The following is a 17,252-nucleotide window of genomic DNA, read 5'->3' as shown; positions in this document are numbered from 1 at the left end:
TCGGTTTTGCCGGGCATCCTGACCTGCCCGGCAATTCTCGTGCCCCATCGCTTCAGAGGTACGGACCATGTTCGAACTTGATGCATTTCATCTCGCCAGAATTCAGTTCGCTTTTACCGTCTCGTTTCACATTCTTTTCCCGGCGATCACCATCGGTCTTGCCAGCTATCTGGTCGTGCTAGAAGGCATGTGGCTGCGCACCAAAAACGACGTCTGGCGCTCGCTGTACCACTTCTGGCTCAAGATATTTGCCGTTAACTTCGGGATGGGTGTCGTTTCCGGGCTGGTCATGGCGTATCAGTTCGGCACCAACTGGAGCGGGTTCTCCCAGTTCGCAGGCAGTATTACCGGTCCCCTGCTGACCTACGAGGTGTTAACCGCCTTCTTCCTGGAAGCCGGCTTTCTTGGCGTAATGATGTTCGGCTGGAACAAGGTCGGTCCTGGGCTGCACTTCTTTTCAACATGCATGGTGGCGCTCGGCACGCTGATGTCGACCTTCTGGATCCTCGCCTCAAACAGCTGGATGCACACCCCGCAGGGTTTTACTATCGAGAACGGGCAGGTCATTCCGCAGGACTGGCTGGCGATTATCTTTAACCCCTCCTTCCCTTACCGCCTGATTCATATGGCCATCGCCGCATTTCTGAGCAGCGCGCTGTTTGTCGGCGCGTCGGGCGCATGGCACCTGCTGCGCGGTAACGATACCCCTGCCATACGCACCATGTTCTCCATGGCGATGTGGATGGCGCTGCTGGTTGCCCCCATTCAGGCCGTCGTGGGCGATATGCACGGCCTGAACACGCTTGAGCATCAGCCAGCCAAAATTGCCGCCATAGAGGGGCACTGGGAAAATCCGCCCGGCGAGGCCACGCCGCTACTGCTGTTTGGCCTGCCCGATATGGACGAGGAGCGCACCAAATACGGTCTTGAAATCCCCGCGCTCGGCAGCCTTATCCTGACGCACAGCCTCGATAAGCAGGTTCCGGCGTTGAAGGACTTCCCGAAAGAGGATCGCCCAAACTCGACCATCGTTTTCTGGTCGTTTCGCATCATGGTCGGAATGGGCCTGCTGATGATTACCCTCGGTCTGGTCAGCCTCTGGCTACGCTATCGCCACCGGCTCTACCACTCGCGTCCGTTCCAGTGGTTTGCCCTCTGCATGGGGCCCGCGGGTCTGGTGGCGCTGCTCGCCGGCTGGGTGACCACCGAAGTGGGTCGCCAGCCGTGGGTGGTTTACGGTTATCTGCGCACGATTGACGCGGTCTCCCTGCACAGCACCCTGCAGATGAGCATCAGCCTGCTGGCGTTCTTCGTTGTCTACTCGTCGGTGTTTGGCGTGGGCTATGTGTACCTCATCCGGCTGATTAAGAAAGGCCCGCAGCCCGTCGATACGCTGACGTCAAACACGTCGGGCACCCCCGCCCGTCCACTGTCTGCCGCGGAGTCTGTTCCGGAACAGGAGAGAAACTGATGGGCGTCGATATCTCTGTTATCTGGTTTGCCATCATCGTCTTTGCCACGCTGATGTACATCATTATGGATGGCTTTGATTTGGGCATCGGCCTGCTGTTTAACTTCGTGGGCGATGCGAAAGAGCGCGATGTGATGGTCAACAGCGTAGCGCCCGTATGGGACGGCAACGAGACCTGGCTGGTGCTTGGCGGCGCGGGGCTGTTCGGCGCGTTCCCGCTGGCTTACGCGGTGATCATTGATGCGCTTACTATCCCCCTCACCGCGATGCTGATCGGCCTCATCTTTCGCGGCGTCGCCTTTGAGTTTCGTTTTAAAGCGACGCCTTCGCACCGCAAGTTCTGGGACTACTCCTTCGCCGGTGGATCTCTGCTCGCCACCTTCAGCCAGGGGATCGTCGTGGGGGCGGTGATCAACGGCTTTGAGGTTGAGGGCAGACGCTTTGTGGGCTCGCCGCTTGACTGGCTGACGCCCTTTAACCTTTTCTGCGGTATCGGCCTGGTGGTCGCCTACACGCTGCTGGGCACCACCTGGCTTATCATGAAAAGTGAAGGCGCCCTGCAACGCCGCATGCGCGAGCTAACCCGCCACGTGCTGCTGGCCCTGATGGTGGTGATCGCGGTTGTCAGCGTCTGGACGCCGCTCGGCTGGCAGTACGTGGCCGACCGTTGGTTTACCCTGCCCAACTTCTTCTGGTTCCTGCCGGTTCCCCTGCTGGTAGGCCTGTTTAGCGTGCTGATCTGGCGGCTGACCCGCAACCCGGCCAGCCACTCGCGCCCCTTCCTGCTGACGCTGGGGCTGATCTTCCTCGGATTTAGCGGCCTGGGTATCAGCCTGTGGCCAAACATTATTCCGCCGCGCATCACCCTGTGGGAAGCCGCGGCGCCCCCCGCCAGCCAGCTGTTTATGCTGGTCGGGACCCTGCTGATAATTCCTGTGATTCTGGTGTACACCGCCTGGAGCTACTACGTCTTCCGGGGCAAAGTTTCGGATACTGAAGGCTATCACTGAGGAACGCTATGACGGACTGGCATACACGGGCCATTATCTACCAGATTGATACCGCGCTTTTTTACGATATGAACGGCGATGGCTGCGGGGACATCGCCGGGATCGCGGCCAAGCTGCGCTATATTCGCCGCATGGGGGCGACGGTTATCTGGATCACCCCGTTTTACCTCACGCCCTTTCTCGATGAGGGCTACGACGTCAGCGACCATCTGCAGGTGGACCCCCGCTTCGGAAAACTGGCCGATATCATCGCCTTTATCGAACAGGCCCGGGAGCTGGGCATGCAGGTCATTATTGAGCTGCTGATCCAGCACACCTCGGACGCCCATCCCTGGTTCCAGCAGGCCCGCCGCAGCCCCGCCTCGCCCTATCGTGATTACTATATCTGGTCGGATAACGACGACGACGACACGCCACCCATGTTCCCCGGCGTGGAAAAGAGCGTCTGGAGCTGGGACGACGAGGCGGGACAGTATTACCGGCACATGTTCTACCGCCACGAGCCGGACCTGAACCTGACCTCGCCCGCCGTGCTTAAGGAGATTGAGAATATTATCCTCTTCTGGCTCAAGCTGGGGGTGTCGGGATTTCGGCTGGATGCCGCATCACACCTCACGAAGCAGGCGGGCAGCGGTGACGAGAAAAAAGGCCTGTGGATCCTCGAGCATATGCGCCGTCTTATCGAACAGCGTAATCCGGACGCGATCCTGCTCGGCGAAGTGGACGTAGACGTTGAGGTTTATAAAGACTATTTCGGCAATAACGACCGCCTGCATCTGGTGCTCAACTTCTGGCTCAACAAGTATTTCTACGTCAGCCTGGCCAGAAAAAGCGCCCGCCCGCTGCGCAACGCGGTGAAGAAAATGATCGTCCCGCCAGATTCATGCTGTTTTGCCAACTGGCTGCGCAACCATGACGAGCTGGATCTGGAAGGAATTAGCCAGAAAGATAAACAGTTCGTGCTCGACACCTTCGCCCCTGACAAGGAGATGAACGTCTACCAGCGTGGGATCCGCCGACGTCTGGCTCCGATGCTGAATGGCGATCCAAAGCGGCTGGCGTTTTGCCACGCGGTGCTCTTTTCCCTGCCGGGCGTCCCGGTGATGCGCTACGGGGATGAGATCGGCATGGGTGACGACCTTGAACTGGAGGAGCGCTACGCCGTTCGCACCCCAATGCAGTGGGCAGGTTCACAGGGCGGCGGGTTTTCGGCAGCCGATCCTGAAAAATTTATTGCGCCGATAATCGACCACGGGCCCTACCGCTATCAAAAAATCAACGTCGCCGATTCGCTGCTCCACCGCAACTCGCTCCTGCACCGGATTATTGATATTGCCAATACCCGCTCGGAGTTCCCCGAAATTGCCGTGGCGCCCTTTCGCCTCATCACCCTCGATCATAACGCGGTCCTGGGGATCTATTACGAGACCGACGAGCGCAGCATTCTGACCTTCGTAAACTTCAGCGACCAGCAGGTGCAGTTCACCGCCAGAGGGATCCGCAACGCCACCTGGACCGCCTGCCTCGCGGACAAACGCTACGACGACGCGCTGGTTTGCGGCAAAACCGTCGAACTCACTATTGGCGCCTACGGCTACCGCTGGTTCTGGACGCACCGCAGCGCGCTGCGCTGATTAGCGTTTCCGGCGGGTTATCAGACGCGTCAACATAATCCCCGCCACCGCGAGGGCCCCCAGCGCCACCTTGCCCGGCATACCGGAGGTGACGGACGTAGCGCGGTTCTTCGCTTCGTCGGTAAAACGACCATGGATTTTGTGCAGGTCGTCAATCGGCTGGTCGAGATAGTCCCGACGATCCGCTGCGTTCAGATCGTCGGTCATCTGGCCTTCCCAGGCTTTTTTTACCATCAGACGGTCAAGGTAGGCCGGAAAGAAGAATTGCCCGACGATGGACTGGATAGTGCTGCTGCCCACCCACAGCTCGCGCACCGGTTTCTGCGCAACCTTAAAGATGGCGCTGGCGGCCACTTCAGGCTCAAAGACCGGCGGCACCGGTCGCATCGCCCAGGCGAACTTATTCCTTGCCCATTCGAACTGCGGCGTATTGAGCCCCGGCATCTGCACCATGGAAAGCTGAACCCGGCTGTTCTCGTGCATCAGCTCCGTGCGCACCGCATCGGTGAACCCGCGGATCGCCGCTTTGGCCCCGCAGTAGGCCGACTGCAAAGGGATGGAACGGTAGGCCAGCGCGGACCCCACCTGAATAATTACCCCCCTGTCGCGGGGCACCATCAGCTCCAGCGCGGCGCGGGTGCCGTTAACAAATCCGAGATAGGTAACATCTGTCACGCGACGAAACTCATCCGGCGTCAGGGTACGAAACGGCGCCAGTACGGCCCCCATCGCATTGTTAACCCAGACATCAATCGCCCCGAGGCGATACTCGATCTCGTTAGCCGCATCCACCACCGCCTGACTGTCGGCGACGTCCGCCTGCACCGCGTGGGCATTAACGCCGAAGCGGCGCAGCTCTTCCTGGGTGGAGTGCAGGCTGGCTTCATCGCGGGCGATAAGCCCCACATCGTAACCTGCCTTTGCAAATTTCAGCGCCGTGGCTTTTCCCACGCCCGCCGTCCCGCCGGTAATCACTATGACCGCCATAGAACCTCCGCGTGAATTTAGCCGTTATTGCCGTCCGATAATGTTGTCACCAGTTCAGCGAGCGAAAATTGCACCGCTTTTTCCACCACATCCTGGCAGTCGCCGGAGAAAAGGACGGTGCGGGTTTTCGTCTCACCGCAGATATTCCAGGCAAAGCAGACCGTTCCCGCCGCCGTGCCGTCATCGCCCCCTTCCGGACCCGCGTAGCCGCTGATGGCGATGCTGATATCCGCCTGGGCAATGTCGCGGATGCTGGCGGCCATCTCGGTCACCGTCTGTTCACTGACGGCGGTATAGCGCGCCAGCGTCTCCCGACGCACGCCGAGGATCCGCGATTTGGCCTCATCGCTGAACACAACCAGCCCGACGTCATAAAAATCGGCCGTGTTTTCCTCTGCACACAGCGCCACCGAGAGCTTTCCTCCCGTGCAGGATTCCGCGGTGGTTAAGCGCAGCCCGGCATCGGTTAATTTACTCGCCAGCTTTTTGGTGAGTTCACTCACGGTATAATGACTGTCGTGTAAAAGATTGCTCATCTTGCCGCCTCTTATTTTTCAACAGGAATGATTGAAATATGTCCATTGCGCTCAAGTATGGCATATTTAATTTCGCTAAGTTCTGTAATGCCATTATTTTGACGCGCTGACACCAGAATATCATCACAAGATACGTCGACTTTTTTTAGCTTATCCGCTAATGGAACGCCATTCTCAACCAGAATCACAGGGGTCCCATCAAGAATATTCTCCACCGGGGAAAAATATTTCTTCATCAGGCCAAATATAATGTCAACGACCACCAGCGTGGTAATGGTAATCATTGCGCCGGTAACGGAGAAATCCTGCCCCAAAAGCGCCTGTTGCGTCGCCTCACTAATAATTAAGAGGAGGATGAGATCAAAGCTGGTCATCTGCAGCAGCGCCCGTCGCCCTGCCACTTTAAATACCACCACGAGAAACAGATAAATCGCCAGCGCGCGAAAGACCATATCCATATCAGCCTCCTAGGGGTAAATAAATTGCCAGAGGTTAATCTCCGGCTCGTTGTTGACGCGGATGACGGTGTTCCATTTACCGGCTCTGGAAGGTGTCGTGAAGTATAAAACAGAGAAGTTGTCTGATTTTTGCAGGTCATCGTAGACCAAATAGAGGGTTTTGCCGTGGCTATACATTTTGTCTGGCTGCGGCCAGACGCTGCCGGGCTCGTATACGTCGCTGCTGTCGGTGGTCAGGCTGAGGGTATAGCTGCCCTCCGTCTTCACCGGGAAGGTGACCTGCATTCTTGACTCCGTCTCCCGCCGGCCGAAGCGTTCATAGTTTATGCTCAATGAGTTAGCGGAATTGGTTTTGGCCGTATCGCTCACCATCCCGCTGGAAAACAGACCAGCAACCGCTGCGATGATAATAGCCAGAAGGACCACAAAACCCACCTGGCGAAATGAATATTCAAACCTCAACAAGCGATAACTCTCATCTATCCCGGGTAACTTTTCATTTTCATGCTTCATGGTCGTTGTCACCGTTTCGCTTATTTCATGATAGGTTTGATTTCCAAGGAGAATGTTTTTAAGACTTATCACATTTGCCACATAAAGGAATAGCAACAATACTTAATAAGTCAAGACACTCAAAAATGAAGGATATCAGATGAAATTATCACTTATTTCCGCTTTTTTGATATTTCTGGTTCCAGTTGCATGGGCAGATAATAACGGCGGGTTACAAAAAGGTGAAGCACCGCCACCGCCCCACGCGCTGGACAGCGGATATCGTGGAACCGACGACGCGCGTATTATGACCATCGATCAGGCAAAACAATTGCACGATGGCGCGACAATTTCATTGCGCGGTAATCTTATTGACGGTAGCGGCGATAAGTTTGTATTCCAGGATAAAACCGGAAAAATCGACGTTATTATTCCCCAGGCAGTCTTCGACGGCAGAACGGTAAAACCCGATCAGATGATCAGTATCAACGGTTCGCTTGATAAAAAATCATCGCCTGCCGTCGTTCGTGTTGATCGTTTGCAGAAATAATTCAGCGAAGCGTTAACGCTGCAACTATCCATCAAATCTCACCCCTTGGCTTAAGGAGTCAGCTATGAGTGATACTACACAACGTACCAACGCTTACCCGAAACCTCCGTTCCCGGAACAGCCGCAAACGCCGCCGGGACTGGCGTCTGAAATGCAGCCTGTACCCGACCACGGTGAAACAAGCTATAAAGGGCATGGCCGCCTTGCCGGCAAAAAAGCGCTGATCACCGGTGGTGACTCCGGGATTGGACGCGCAGTGGCTATCGCCTACGCCCGCGAAGGGGCAGACGTCGCCATTAACTATCTGCCTGAAGAAGAGAAAGATGCCGCCGAGGTCATCGACCTGATCAAAGCGGAAGGCCGCAAGGCCATCGCGCTGCCAGGAGACGTCCGGGACGAAACCTTTTGCCAGAATCTGGTCGAAGAAGCCGTTTCGAAGCTGGGCGGGCTGGATATTCTGGTCAACAACGCAGGCCGTCAGCAGTTCCGGGAATCCCTTGAAGAACTGACCACCGAAGATTTTGACGCGACGTTTAAAACCAACGTTTACGCCCCCTTCTGGATCACCAAGGCCGCCCTGCGCCACCTGAAAGCGTCGTCCGTGATCATTAACACTTCCTCCGTTCAGGCGGTGAAGCCCAGCCCAGTACTGCTGGACTACGCCCAGACGAAGGCCTGTCTGGCGGTGTTTACCAAATCTTTAGCCAAACAGCTGGGTCCAAAAGGCATTCGCGTCAACGCGGTCGCCCCCGGCCCGTACTGGACGGTACTCCAGTCCAGCGGCGGCCAGCCGATGGAGAAAGTGAAGGAGTTCGGGGGTGATACCCCGCTGGGTCGTCCGGGACAGCCCGTCGAGATTGCCCCGCTGTACGTCACGCTGGCCTCGGATGAGTGTTCCTTTACCTCCGGTCAGGTATGGTGCTCTGACGGCGGCGACGGCGTGATCTAAACCGCTTTGCAGCATATCCCTCCGCAGTGAGCAATAAATGAACAAGGACGTTCATCACCCACCTCGCCTGAAAAACATGTTGTAACTCAAACAGATCAAATGTTAAAAATATTTTGCTATCAAGTTATCAAAATTAAACAACTTAACTTGTCACCCGCATCGCTCTGTTTTTAACATCGCCTATGGAAAAAAATGGTCTGTTCAGTCAGCGCATACGCTTGCGCCATTTGCATACATTTGTGGCCGTCGCTCAACAGGGAACGCTGGGGCGCGCGGCTGAAACTCTTAACCTGAGCCAGCCCGCGCTCTCAAAAACCCTTAATGAGCTGGAACAGCTGACCGGCGCCCGTCTATTTGACCGCGGTCGGCTGGGGGCACAGCTGACTCTGGTGGGCGAACAGTTCCTGACGCACGCCGTGAAGGTGCTGGATGCGCTCAACACCGCAGGCCAGTCCCTGCACCGAAAAGAAGAGCAGACCAGCGAGGTGGTGCGCGTCGGCGCCCTGCCAACCGCGGCGCTGGGGATTCTGCCGCCCGTTATTGGTCAGTTCCACAAGCAGCAGCGAAATACCACTATTCAGGTTGCCACCATGAATAACACCATGCTGCTCGCGGGGTTGAAATCGGGTGAGCTTGATCTTGGTATCGGTCGAATGTCCGACCCCGAGCTGATGGGCGGTCTCAATTATGAACTGCTGTTCCTGGAATCCCTGAAGCTGGTGGTTCGACCCGATCATCCTCTGCTGCAGGACACGGTGACGTTAAGCCGGGTGATGGAGTGGCCGGTGGTGGTTTGCCCGAAAGGGACCGTCCCGCGCCAGGCCGCCGAAACCTTGCTGCAGATGCAGGGGTGTACGCTACCCTCAGGGTGCATCGAAACGCTTTCGGCTTCTCTTTCGCGCCAGCTTACCCTGGATTATGACTACGTCTGGTTCGTCCCCTCCGGTGCGGTAAAAGATGATTTGCGTCAGAGCACGCTGACCGCCCTGCCGATCGCCTCCCCCGGTGCGGGTGAACCCATCGGTATTTTGACCCGGGTAGATACTCCCCTTTCCACGGGCGCACAAACGCTGCTGAGCGCTATCCGTAAATCTATGCCTGTCTGATTCCCTTCACCCCTCACCCAGTTCCCTCTCCCACAGAGAGAGGGAACTGGGCTGTGCGTTAATCAAATAATGCGGAATGATTCATTAACAATTGCGTAAAACAAATTAACAGTTTTATCATAACGGCGGATTCACCATTTGGTTCGTTAATCGTTATACAAACAAGAATTCACTCGTTTTAATCATTGCTCTACCCGCATTTATTATCCAGATGGTACACACCCGGCAATGCGGAGAGATTCAAAGGAGACAGAAATGGCATTTGGCAGCGCGCCGCGCGGGATACCTCGTATTTTGCAGTGGCTCCTTGCCGGACTGATGTTGCTCATCGGTCTGGCGGTCGGCGGGTTGGGCTTCAAGCTCGCCGCCGTAGACGGAAGTTTTTACTTCGTGATAATGGGCGTGGTGATGGTCATTGCCGCGCTCCTGATTTTCCTCAATCGCAGCAGCGGGATCGTGCTTTACGGCATCGCGTTTATTGCCTCGCTGTTCTGGGCGGTAAGCGATGCGGGCTGGGATTTCTGGCCGCTCTTCTCGCGCCTGTTCACCTTTGCCGTACTGGCCTTCCTCTGCGCCATCGTCTGGCCTTTCCTGCGCGCGGCCAACCGCGGCGCAGCGAATAAAGCCCCGGCTTATAGCGTTGCGGCGGTTCTCGCACTGGCGATGCTGGTCAGCCTCGGCTGGATGTTTAAGCCGCAAACCCTCGTGGCGGCGAACGAGCCCGTTCCGGTGAAACCCGTTGCTCCCGGCGAACAGCAGAAAAACTGGGAACACTGGGGCAACACCACCCACGGCGACCGCTTCGCCGCGCTGGACCAGATTAACAAGCAAAACATCAGCGATCTGAAAGTCGCCTGGGTTGCGCACACCGGGGATATTCCGCAGAGCAACGGCTCCGGTGCGGAAGATCAGAACACGCCATTGCAGATTGGCGACACGCTCTATGTCTGCACGCCGTACAGTAAAGTGCTGGCGCTGGACGTGGATTCCGGGAAAGAAAAATGGCGTTATGATTCGAAAGCCACCGCCCCGAACTGGCAGCGTTGTCGTGGTCTGGGCTACTTTGAAGATCATGCAAACGTGACAGCGTCACAGACCGGGACATCGCCAGCGGCATGCCCTCGCCGCCTGTTCCTGCCGACCACCGACGCCCGTCTGATTGCCATCAACGCGGATACCGGCAAGGTTTGCGATGACTTTGGCGACCATGGCACCGTTGACCTGAGCATCGGCATGGGTGAGATCAAGCCGGGCTATTATCAGCAGACCTCCACGCCGCTGGTGGCCGGAAACGTTGTTGTCGTCGGCGGTCGCGTCGCGGATAACTTCTCCACCGGCGAACCGCCGGGCGTGGTGCGCGCCTACGACGTTCACACCGGTAAACTGGCCTGGGCGTGGGATCCTGGTAATCCGAACCTGACCGGCCTGCCGCCGGAAGGTCAAACCTACACGCGCGGCACGCCGAACGTCTGGTCTGCGATGTCTTACGACGCTAAGCTGAACCTGATCTACCTGCCAACCGGCAACGCCACCCCGGACTTCTGGGCGGGCGAGCGCACCCCACTGGACGATAAATACAGCTCCTCCATCGTCGCCATCGACGCCGCCACCGGACAGGTACGCTGGCATTTCCAGACCACCCACCACGACCTGTGGGACTTCGACCTGCCTTCCCAGCCACTGCTGTACGACCTGCCGGACGGCAAAGGCGGCACCACGCCTGTACTGGTGCAGACCAGCAAGCAGGGCATGATTTTTATGCTCAACCGCGAAACCGGTAAGCCGGTGGCGAAGGTGGAGGAACGTCCAGTTCCGGCGGGTAACGTTGAAGGTGAACGCTACTCTCCGACCCAGCCGTACTCCGTGGGCATGCCGATGATTGGCAACCAGACGTTGACCGAGTCCGACATGTGGGGGGCGACGCCTGTCGACCTGCTTCTGTGCCGCATTCAGTTTAAAGAGATGCGTCATCAGGGCGTCTTCACCCCGCCGGGTCTCGACCGTTCCCTGCAGTTCCCCGGCTCGCTCGGCGGTATGAACTGGGGCAGCGTCTCCGTTGACCCGAACAACAGCCTGATGTTCGTCAACGATATGCGTCTGGGGCTGGCAAACTACATGGTGCCGCGCGCGAACGTGGCGAAAAACGCCAGCGGCATTGAGATGGGGATTGTCCCGATGGACGGCACGCCGTTCGGCGCGATGCGCGAGCGCTTCCTGTCGCCGCTGGGCATTCCGTGCCAGAAGCCGCCGTTCGGAACCATGTCGGCCGTTGACCTGAAAACCGGCAAGCTGGTGTGGCAGGTACCGGTTGGTACCGTAGAAGATACCGGCCCGCTGGGCATTCGCATGCACATGCCAATCCCAATCGGGATGCCAACGCTGGGCGCGTCGCTGTCAACCCAGTCCGGCCTGCTGTTCTTCGCCGGCACCCAGGATTTCTACCTGCGCGCGTTTGATACCGCCACCGGGAAAGAGATCTGGAAGGACCGCCTGCCGGTCGGCAGCCAGTCCGGCCCGATGACCTACGTCTCGCCGAAAACCGGTAAGCAGTACATCGTCATTAACGCCGGTGGCGCTCGCCAGTCGCCGGATCGCGGTGATTACGTTATCGCGTACGCGTTACCCGATAAGCAGTAACGGATGAAAAAAGGGACCGAAAGGTCCCTTTTTTGTCGGCCGGGTAAGCGAAGCGCCACCCGACACGGCCGGCGACTCAGAACGTTTCCCAGTTATCACCGTTATGCGCTACCGCCGGACGTAGTGCGGCAGGTTTTACTGCCGCAGAGTTCTGCTGTTGAGTACGCCCCTGAGCCTTGCCGCTCAGACGAAACGCCCCGACCGCCTCGGTCAGACGCGCGCCCTGTTCTTCCAGCGACGCCGCCGCCGCGGAGGCCTCTTCCACCAGCGAGGCGTTCTGCTGGGTCACTTTATCCATCTCCGAAATAGCCTGACTGACCTGCACGATACCGCGGCTCTGCTCGTCAGACGCGGCGGCAATCTCCAGCATGATGTCGGTGACGCGCTTCACCGCCTCGACGATCTCATTCATGGTATTGCCTGCGGCAACGACCTCACCGGAACCCTGATCTATCAGCGAGACCGATTCGTTGATCAGGCTTTCGATCTCTTTTGCGGCGTTGGCGCTGCGGCTTGCCAGGGTACGGACTTCGCTGGCCACCACGGCGAACCCGCGTCCCTGCTCGCCCGCCCGCGCCGCTTCTACCGCCGCGTTAAGCGCCAGGATGTTGGTCTGGAAGGCGATGCTGTTGATCACCGCGGTAATCTCAGAGATTTTCTTCGAACTGCTTGAGATATTGCCCATAGTTTTGACCACACCGGAGACCATCTGGCCGCCGCGGCTGGCTTTCCCGGAGGCATCTTCCGCCAGCTTGCTGGCATGATGGGCGTTATCGGCGTTCTGCTTCACCGTCGCGGTCAGCTGCTCCATGCTGGCGGCAGTCTGCTCAATCGCCGCGGCCTGCTGCTCGGTGCGTGATGAGAGATCGGTGTTACCGGCAGAGATCTCGCTGGTACCCCGGTAGATCTCCTCCGCTCCCTGACGGACGGTGCCGACCGTTGTTTCAAGGGAGTGCTGCATGGTTTGCAGATCGCGCGTCAGGCGGCCAATTTCGCTGCGTCCGGCCACGTCGTCCGGCATCGTCAGGTCGCCTTTGGCGATATTCTCGATACGTTTCGCTGCACGCTGCAGCGGATTAATGACCGTGCGGCGCAGCACAACGAAGGTCATCGCGGTCAGCACCAGCGCCAGCGCAAACGCGCCCACCATAAACATCAGACCCAGCTGCGTGCGGCTGTGCGCCTGCGCCGTCAGCGCATTGGCGCGGTCGGTGCGGATCTTAATCGCCTTCAGCAGAACGGCGTTGTAAGCGTCGTCCAGCGGGCGCGCGGTCTCATTTTCGTGGTTGATGATCGCCTCGAACATGCCGTTTTTGGCAAATTTGACCATCGGCTGGAGGCCCGCAATATAGGCGTCGTAGCGTGCCTTCAGGTCTGCATCCAGCGCTTCGTCCGCAGCGCTACGGACGGAACGATGCATATAGGCGGTAAAGCTATCCTGGGATTGCTTAATGCGCGTTTCCGCCTCGCGGATGTTCTGCTTCATGGCCTCCATCTCCGCGATACGGCTTGCCGCGCCGGCGTGGATCATATTGATACGCGCGGTGCGCAGATGGTTTGAGCTGTTCGACAGCCCCATACGCACCTGAATTTCGGACGTAACGTCCTGCTGATCGTTGTCGGCCTGTAGCAGGAAATACCCCGCCAGACCCGAACTCAAGGCAAACAGCAGAATAATGCCACCGAGAATGGAGGAAAACAGCGGAACCAGCCTGATGTGATGCAGGAAGCTCAGCTTGCGCTGCGCCTGCATCGAAGAAGTGTTGTCCATGACCGTCGACTCTCTTATAGGTAAGATGCGCAAAAACACGCCTGTTAGATAGTCATCGGCACGGCAGAGATTTAGATTACGGCTAAAAACGCCGCACTGGTCACACTTTAGAGAAGATTATTAAAGAACTGCCAGCGGCTAAAAACCGCTGGCAGAAGAGTTACTTGTCGCCGAAATGAATGACGGTGCGGATGGATTTTCCTTCGTGCATCAGATCGAACGCCTCGTTGATCTGCTCCAGCGGCAAACGGTGGGTGATGAACGGGTCGAGCTGTATTTTACCGACCATCGCGTCTTCCACCATGCCGGGAAGCTGGGTACGCCCCTTCACGCCGCCAAACGCGGAGCCGCGCCAGACGCGTCCGGTCACCAGCTGGAATGGACGGGTTTTGATCTCCTGGCCTGCCCCGGCCACGCCGATGATGATGCTCTCACCCCAGCCCTTGTGGCAGCATTCCAGCGCAGAACGCATTACGTTGACGTTGCCGATACACTCGAAGCTGAAGTCCACGCCGCCGTCGGTCATCTCAACGATGACGTCCTGAATCGGTTTCTCGTGATCTTTCGGGTTCACGAAATCGGTCGCGCCCATTTCACCCGCCAGCTTGAATTTTTCCGGGTTGGTATCGACCGCGATGATACGCCCGGCCTTCGCCTGCACCGCACCCTGAATCACTGCCAGACCAATGCCGCCGAGACCGAACACCGCCACGGTGTCGCCCTCTTTGACTTTTGCCGTGTTATGCACCGCGCCAATGCCGGTAGTTACGCCGCAGCCCAGCAGGCAGACTTTATCCAGCGGCGCCTGCGGGTTGACCTTCGCCAGCGAGATCTCCGCGCAAACGGTGTATTCGCTGAAGGTGCTGGTACCCATGTAGTGATAGATTGGCTCACCGTTGTAGGAGAAACGGGTGGTGCCGTCCGGCATCAGCCCTTTCCCCTGAGTAGCGCGCACGGCCTGGCAGAGGTTAGTTTTGCCGGATTTACAGAACTTACACTCGCCGCATTCCGCCGTGTACAGCGGGATAACGTGATCGCCTGGCTTCAGGCTGGTCACGCCCTCGCCCACTTCCACCACAATCCCGCCGCCTTCATGACCCAGCACCGCCGGGAAGACGCCTTCCGGATCGTCACCGGAGAGGGTAAACGCATCGGTATGGCACACGCCGGTATGGGTGATTTTGATCAGCACTTCGCCTTTTTTCGGCGGTGCGACGTCGATGTCGACGATTTTCAGCGGCTGGCCGGGGCCAAATGCAACAGCTGCGCGAGATTTCATCATGTCTTCCCTTTTTGTCAGGTGTGTGGATTTATTTTAGATAAGAGCGCAGCAAATGGCCGACTTCCGCCATGCGTACGGCTCGCTGATCCGGCGTTGTGTCTCCCGTCACCAGCTCGTCTTTGAGATGTATTTCAACCATTTCGCCCATCAGACCATTGGCAGCGCCGCGCACGGCGGCAATTTGCTGCAGGATGGCCAGACAGGGGTCGCCCGACTCCAACGCGCGTTCAAGGGCATCAACCTGACCCCGAATGCGGCGGACGCGGGTAAGAATACGTTTTTTATCTTCGGGTGAATGCGGCATACGCCCTCCTGATACTGTAGGGGGGTATAGTAACTTTTTTATTCTTAATCTGTAAACATTATGTTTACAAGGGTGATAAACATGTTCAACAGGCTGTGTTGGACATAAAGCGACGTTAACTCCCCATACGGTCCCCCCCGCCAGGTAATGACACATCCAAGAATTGCATGATATAATCAGAATTATTCATTTTAAGGCCCCAGCATGAACGTGCTCTTTAAAACTACGTCTCTCATCTCAAATAACTATCGCAAAAAATTCACGTCATCATTACTCGATTTCTTTTTCATTATTGTTTTTTTCACATTAGCTATCGCTGAAATTAAAAACCCCGCACCATTACCAAATTATTTATATTCTTTATTACATTATCTATGGCTTGCCAGTCCACTGCCTTTAGCCTATATCTTTCTCCGATTGGTAAAACTTCCATCATTCGTTTCAGCCTATGTTGTTTTTTTACTCTTAAAACTGCTTGAATACATCAGTGGCATCAAGCTATCACTCACGGGTGAAGTGTTGTCCTGGAATGATTTGTTTTCTCAATCCAACATAACCATTGCAAAACATTACCTGACAGCCTGGCCAATACTCTTGCTTTTCCTCGCAATTTCATTGTGTGTTATTTTATGTTTTATCAGTAGGACATTTTACACAACAAAGAAAAACACCATTGTACTTGCCATCAGTTTTATCACCATATTACCATTTTCCTTTTATACTCACTTCAGCTCTCTCTTTGGCGAAGACAGCATTTTCTCCCGTAAAATGATATTATTAGCTAAGGAAATGAATGTCACTTATAAATCCTGGAATTGGCCTGAAAACCTGCAGGATAATGGAATGGCAATGCATGTCGTGATGACCAGTTCTCGAAAATCTGCACCTTTAGCCAGTAAAAACAATAAAGATACGTACAATCTTGAAAAGCGCGCAGGGAGTAAGGAATTACCAAAACATAAAACAGTTATTTACGTCCTGTGCGAATCATGCTGGTATGACAATGCCAACTTCAAAGAAATTATCACCCCAATATTAAATGAAGGTTTTGTTACGTTTCGAGCAACTTCACCCGTTTATGGCGGAGGTACTGCGAATGTTGAATTTGAAATGCTCACCGGCTTCGCCAGTAATTCAAGGGTATTATCTGGCATAATTTATCAAGAATATGCGACACAGTTCAAATCGCATACCGATTCCATTGCCAGCGCTCTGGGCGATAAAGGCTTTATCACCTATGCCGCACACAATTATTTGAAAGAGTTTTGGCACAGGGATACTGTTTATAAAAAATTTGGCTTTGAACGCTTCGATGGCCTTTATGAAATGTCGACTATAAGCCTGCCTGACCAAATTGTGGCAGGTAGAAAAAAATGGCAATGGCAACCCGATGATTACCTGCTTTACAAGTCAGCCATTGAACATTTAAAAAAAGCTGACGGAAAGAACATTTTCATGAATTTAATTACCATGTCAACACATGGCCCGTACCCTCATGAGAACGACTCAGGCGAGTACATCTATACCTTCGAATTGAAACAAGCAGTTGACCGCTTTGTTGACTTCTACAAGGAAGTAAAAGAAATAGATCCGAATGCCGTTGTTGTTGTTTATGGCGATCATAAGCCTGCACTGAATAAATTTTTCATGAACAAGAATGTTCTGCCATCCAATCTTTTCAGCAAAACAGGTGAAAATGACAATGATTTTGTATTTAAATGGGATATCAAACCGACAGATTACGGCGATGTCCCGGTGTTTGTCGCTGCGGGCAATGATAAAAACTTAGAAAAACTTGCTCAGGAAGCGAATAATCAACCCTATTTTTGCGTTTCATCTCTTATTGATAAATATTTAATTAATTCCGGACTAACAAGCTTCAGATATAACGTTAAAAATCGATGTTTTGACACAAGTCATTCGTATGAAGAAAAAATCAATGCGATGCCATCATGGGTATATTCGATGGCACTATTCGAAGGCGATGAAAAATGATGTTTAAAGTGGCAATGAATATACCGGCATACTGATATTAAACAGGTTTTACAGTCTTAGCTTCTCAGCA

The 17,252-nt window shown here is 55.4% G+C and carries 15 protein-coding genes; 8 read left to right on the top strand and 7 right to left on the bottom strand.

The genetic code is table 11. From position 1 onward, the window contains the following. The first annotated feature begins 67 nt into the window (after nt 1-67). From AC2FAJ_RS02760 to AC2FAJ_RS02750, 3 genes are read left to right on the top strand one after another with little or no spacing between them, the layout of a single operon-like run. Entirely contained in the window at nt 68-1,471 is a 1,404-nt protein-coding gene (locus AC2FAJ_RS02760; protein WP_028013105.1) for a cytochrome ubiquinol oxidase subunit I, read from the top strand. After that, nucleotides 1,471-2,481 carry a cytochrome d ubiquinol oxidase subunit II gene (gene cydB, locus AC2FAJ_RS02755; protein ID WP_028013104.1) on the top strand — a complete coding sequence of 337 codons (1,011 nt, stop codon included), beginning with the start codon at nt 1,471-1,473 and terminating at the stop codon, nt 2,479-2,481. The genes AC2FAJ_RS02760 and cydB overlap by 1 nt, the downstream gene beginning before the upstream one ends. An 8-nt stretch (nt 2,482-2,489) precedes the next feature. Further along, nucleotides 2,490-4,115 (top strand): alpha-amylase family protein, encoded by a 1,626-nt coding sequence (locus tag AC2FAJ_RS02750; RefSeq protein WP_485453781.1) that lies wholly within the window; start codon nt 2,490-2,492, stop codon nt 4,113-4,115. Here AC2FAJ_RS02750 and AC2FAJ_RS02745 read toward each other — a convergent pair whose 3' ends face one another. Genes AC2FAJ_RS02745 through AC2FAJ_RS02730 form a run of 4 tightly spaced genes read right to left on the bottom strand, consistent with a single transcriptional unit; the run spans nt 4,116 to nt 6,609 of the window. Further along, complete coding sequence (locus AC2FAJ_RS02745; RefSeq protein WP_248112286.1) at nt 4,116-5,102, bottom strand: SDR family oxidoreductase; 987 nt, start codon at nt 5,100-5,102, stop codon at nt 4,116-4,118. Between the two features lie 17 nt (nt 5,103-5,119). Beyond that, nucleotides 5,120-5,638 carry a 2-oxo-tetronate isomerase gene (locus tag AC2FAJ_RS02740; RefSeq protein WP_041910062.1) on the bottom strand — a complete coding sequence of 173 codons (519 nt, stop codon included), beginning with the start codon at nt 5,636-5,638 and terminating at the stop codon, nt 5,120-5,122. Between the two features lie 11 nt (nt 5,639-5,649). Beyond that, nucleotides 5,650-6,096 carry a DUF421 domain-containing protein gene (locus AC2FAJ_RS02735; protein WP_028013100.1) on the bottom strand — a complete coding sequence of 149 codons (447 nt, stop codon included), beginning with the start codon at nt 6,094-6,096 and terminating at the stop codon, nt 5,650-5,652. Nucleotides 6,097-6,105: 9 nt separating this feature from the next. Continuing rightward, a complete protein-coding gene (locus AC2FAJ_RS02730; protein ID WP_041912012.1) occupies nt 6,106-6,609 on the bottom strand; it encodes a hypothetical protein in 504 nt (167 codons plus the stop codon). A 139-nt stretch (nt 6,610-6,748) separates the two neighbouring features. On the opposite strand from AC2FAJ_RS02730, the gene AC2FAJ_RS02725 reads away from it, so the two are divergent. The 4 genes from AC2FAJ_RS02725 to AC2FAJ_RS02710 all read left to right on the top strand — a co-directional run bounded on the left by AC2FAJ_RS02725 (nt 6,749) and on the right by AC2FAJ_RS02710 (nt 11,830). Further along, on the top strand, nt 6,749-7,138 hold the full coding sequence (locus AC2FAJ_RS02725; protein WP_045630393.1) for a YdeI family stress tolerance OB fold protein: 390 nt from the start codon (nt 6,749-6,751) through the stop codon (nt 7,136-7,138). A gap of 64 nt (nt 7,139-7,202) precedes the next feature. Continuing rightward, nucleotides 7,203-8,087, top strand: a complete 885-nt coding sequence (locus tag AC2FAJ_RS02720; protein ID WP_028013098.1) for an SDR family oxidoreductase — start codon at nt 7,203-7,205, stop codon at nt 8,085-8,087. A 182-nt stretch (nt 8,088-8,269) separates the two neighbouring features. Beyond that, nucleotides 8,270-9,193, top strand: coding sequence for a LysR substrate-binding domain-containing protein (locus AC2FAJ_RS02715; RefSeq protein WP_163332348.1), 924 nt, complete (start codon nt 8,270-8,272; stop codon nt 9,191-9,193). Nucleotides 9,194-9,448: 255 nt separating this feature from the next. After that, nucleotides 9,449-11,830: a glucose/quinate/shikimate family membrane-bound PQQ-dependent dehydrogenase gene (locus AC2FAJ_RS02710; RefSeq protein ID WP_163332349.1), complete on the top strand. Its 2,382-nt coding sequence runs from the start codon at nt 9,449-9,451 to the stop codon at nt 11,828-11,830. Between the two features lie 76 nt (nt 11,831-11,906). On the opposite strand, the gene AC2FAJ_RS02705 is transcribed toward AC2FAJ_RS02710, so the two are convergent. The 3 genes from AC2FAJ_RS02705 to AC2FAJ_RS02695 all read right to left on the bottom strand — a co-directional run bounded on the left by AC2FAJ_RS02705 (nt 11,907) and on the right by AC2FAJ_RS02695 (nt 15,187). Further along, entirely contained in the window at nt 11,907-13,601 is a 1,695-nt protein-coding gene (locus AC2FAJ_RS02705; protein WP_041910068.1) for a methyl-accepting chemotaxis protein, read from the bottom strand. Between the two features lie 160 nt (nt 13,602-13,761). Continuing rightward, nucleotides 13,762-14,880, bottom strand: a complete 1,119-nt coding sequence (locus tag AC2FAJ_RS02700) for an S-(hydroxymethyl)glutathione dehydrogenase/class III alcohol dehydrogenase (RefSeq protein WP_041910069.1) — start codon at nt 14,878-14,880, stop codon at nt 13,762-13,764. A 31-nt stretch (nt 14,881-14,911) separates the two neighbouring features. Next, entirely contained in the window at nt 14,912-15,187 is a 276-nt protein-coding gene (locus AC2FAJ_RS02695; RefSeq protein WP_028013093.1) for a metal/formaldehyde-sensitive transcriptional repressor, read from the bottom strand. A 204-nt stretch (nt 15,188-15,391) separates the two neighbouring features. Here AC2FAJ_RS02695 and AC2FAJ_RS02690 point away from each other — a divergent pair, with 204 nt between their 5' ends. Next, nucleotides 15,392-17,182 (top strand): LTA synthase family protein, encoded by a 1,791-nt coding sequence (locus AC2FAJ_RS02690; RefSeq protein ID WP_485453780.1) that lies wholly within the window; start codon nt 15,392-15,394, stop codon nt 17,180-17,182. Nucleotides 17,183-17,252: the final 70 nt, after the last annotated feature.

The organism is Enterobacter cloacae complex sp. 385G4 (assembly GCF_057320665.1).
This window is presented reverse-complemented; position numbering and strand designations above follow the sequence as displayed.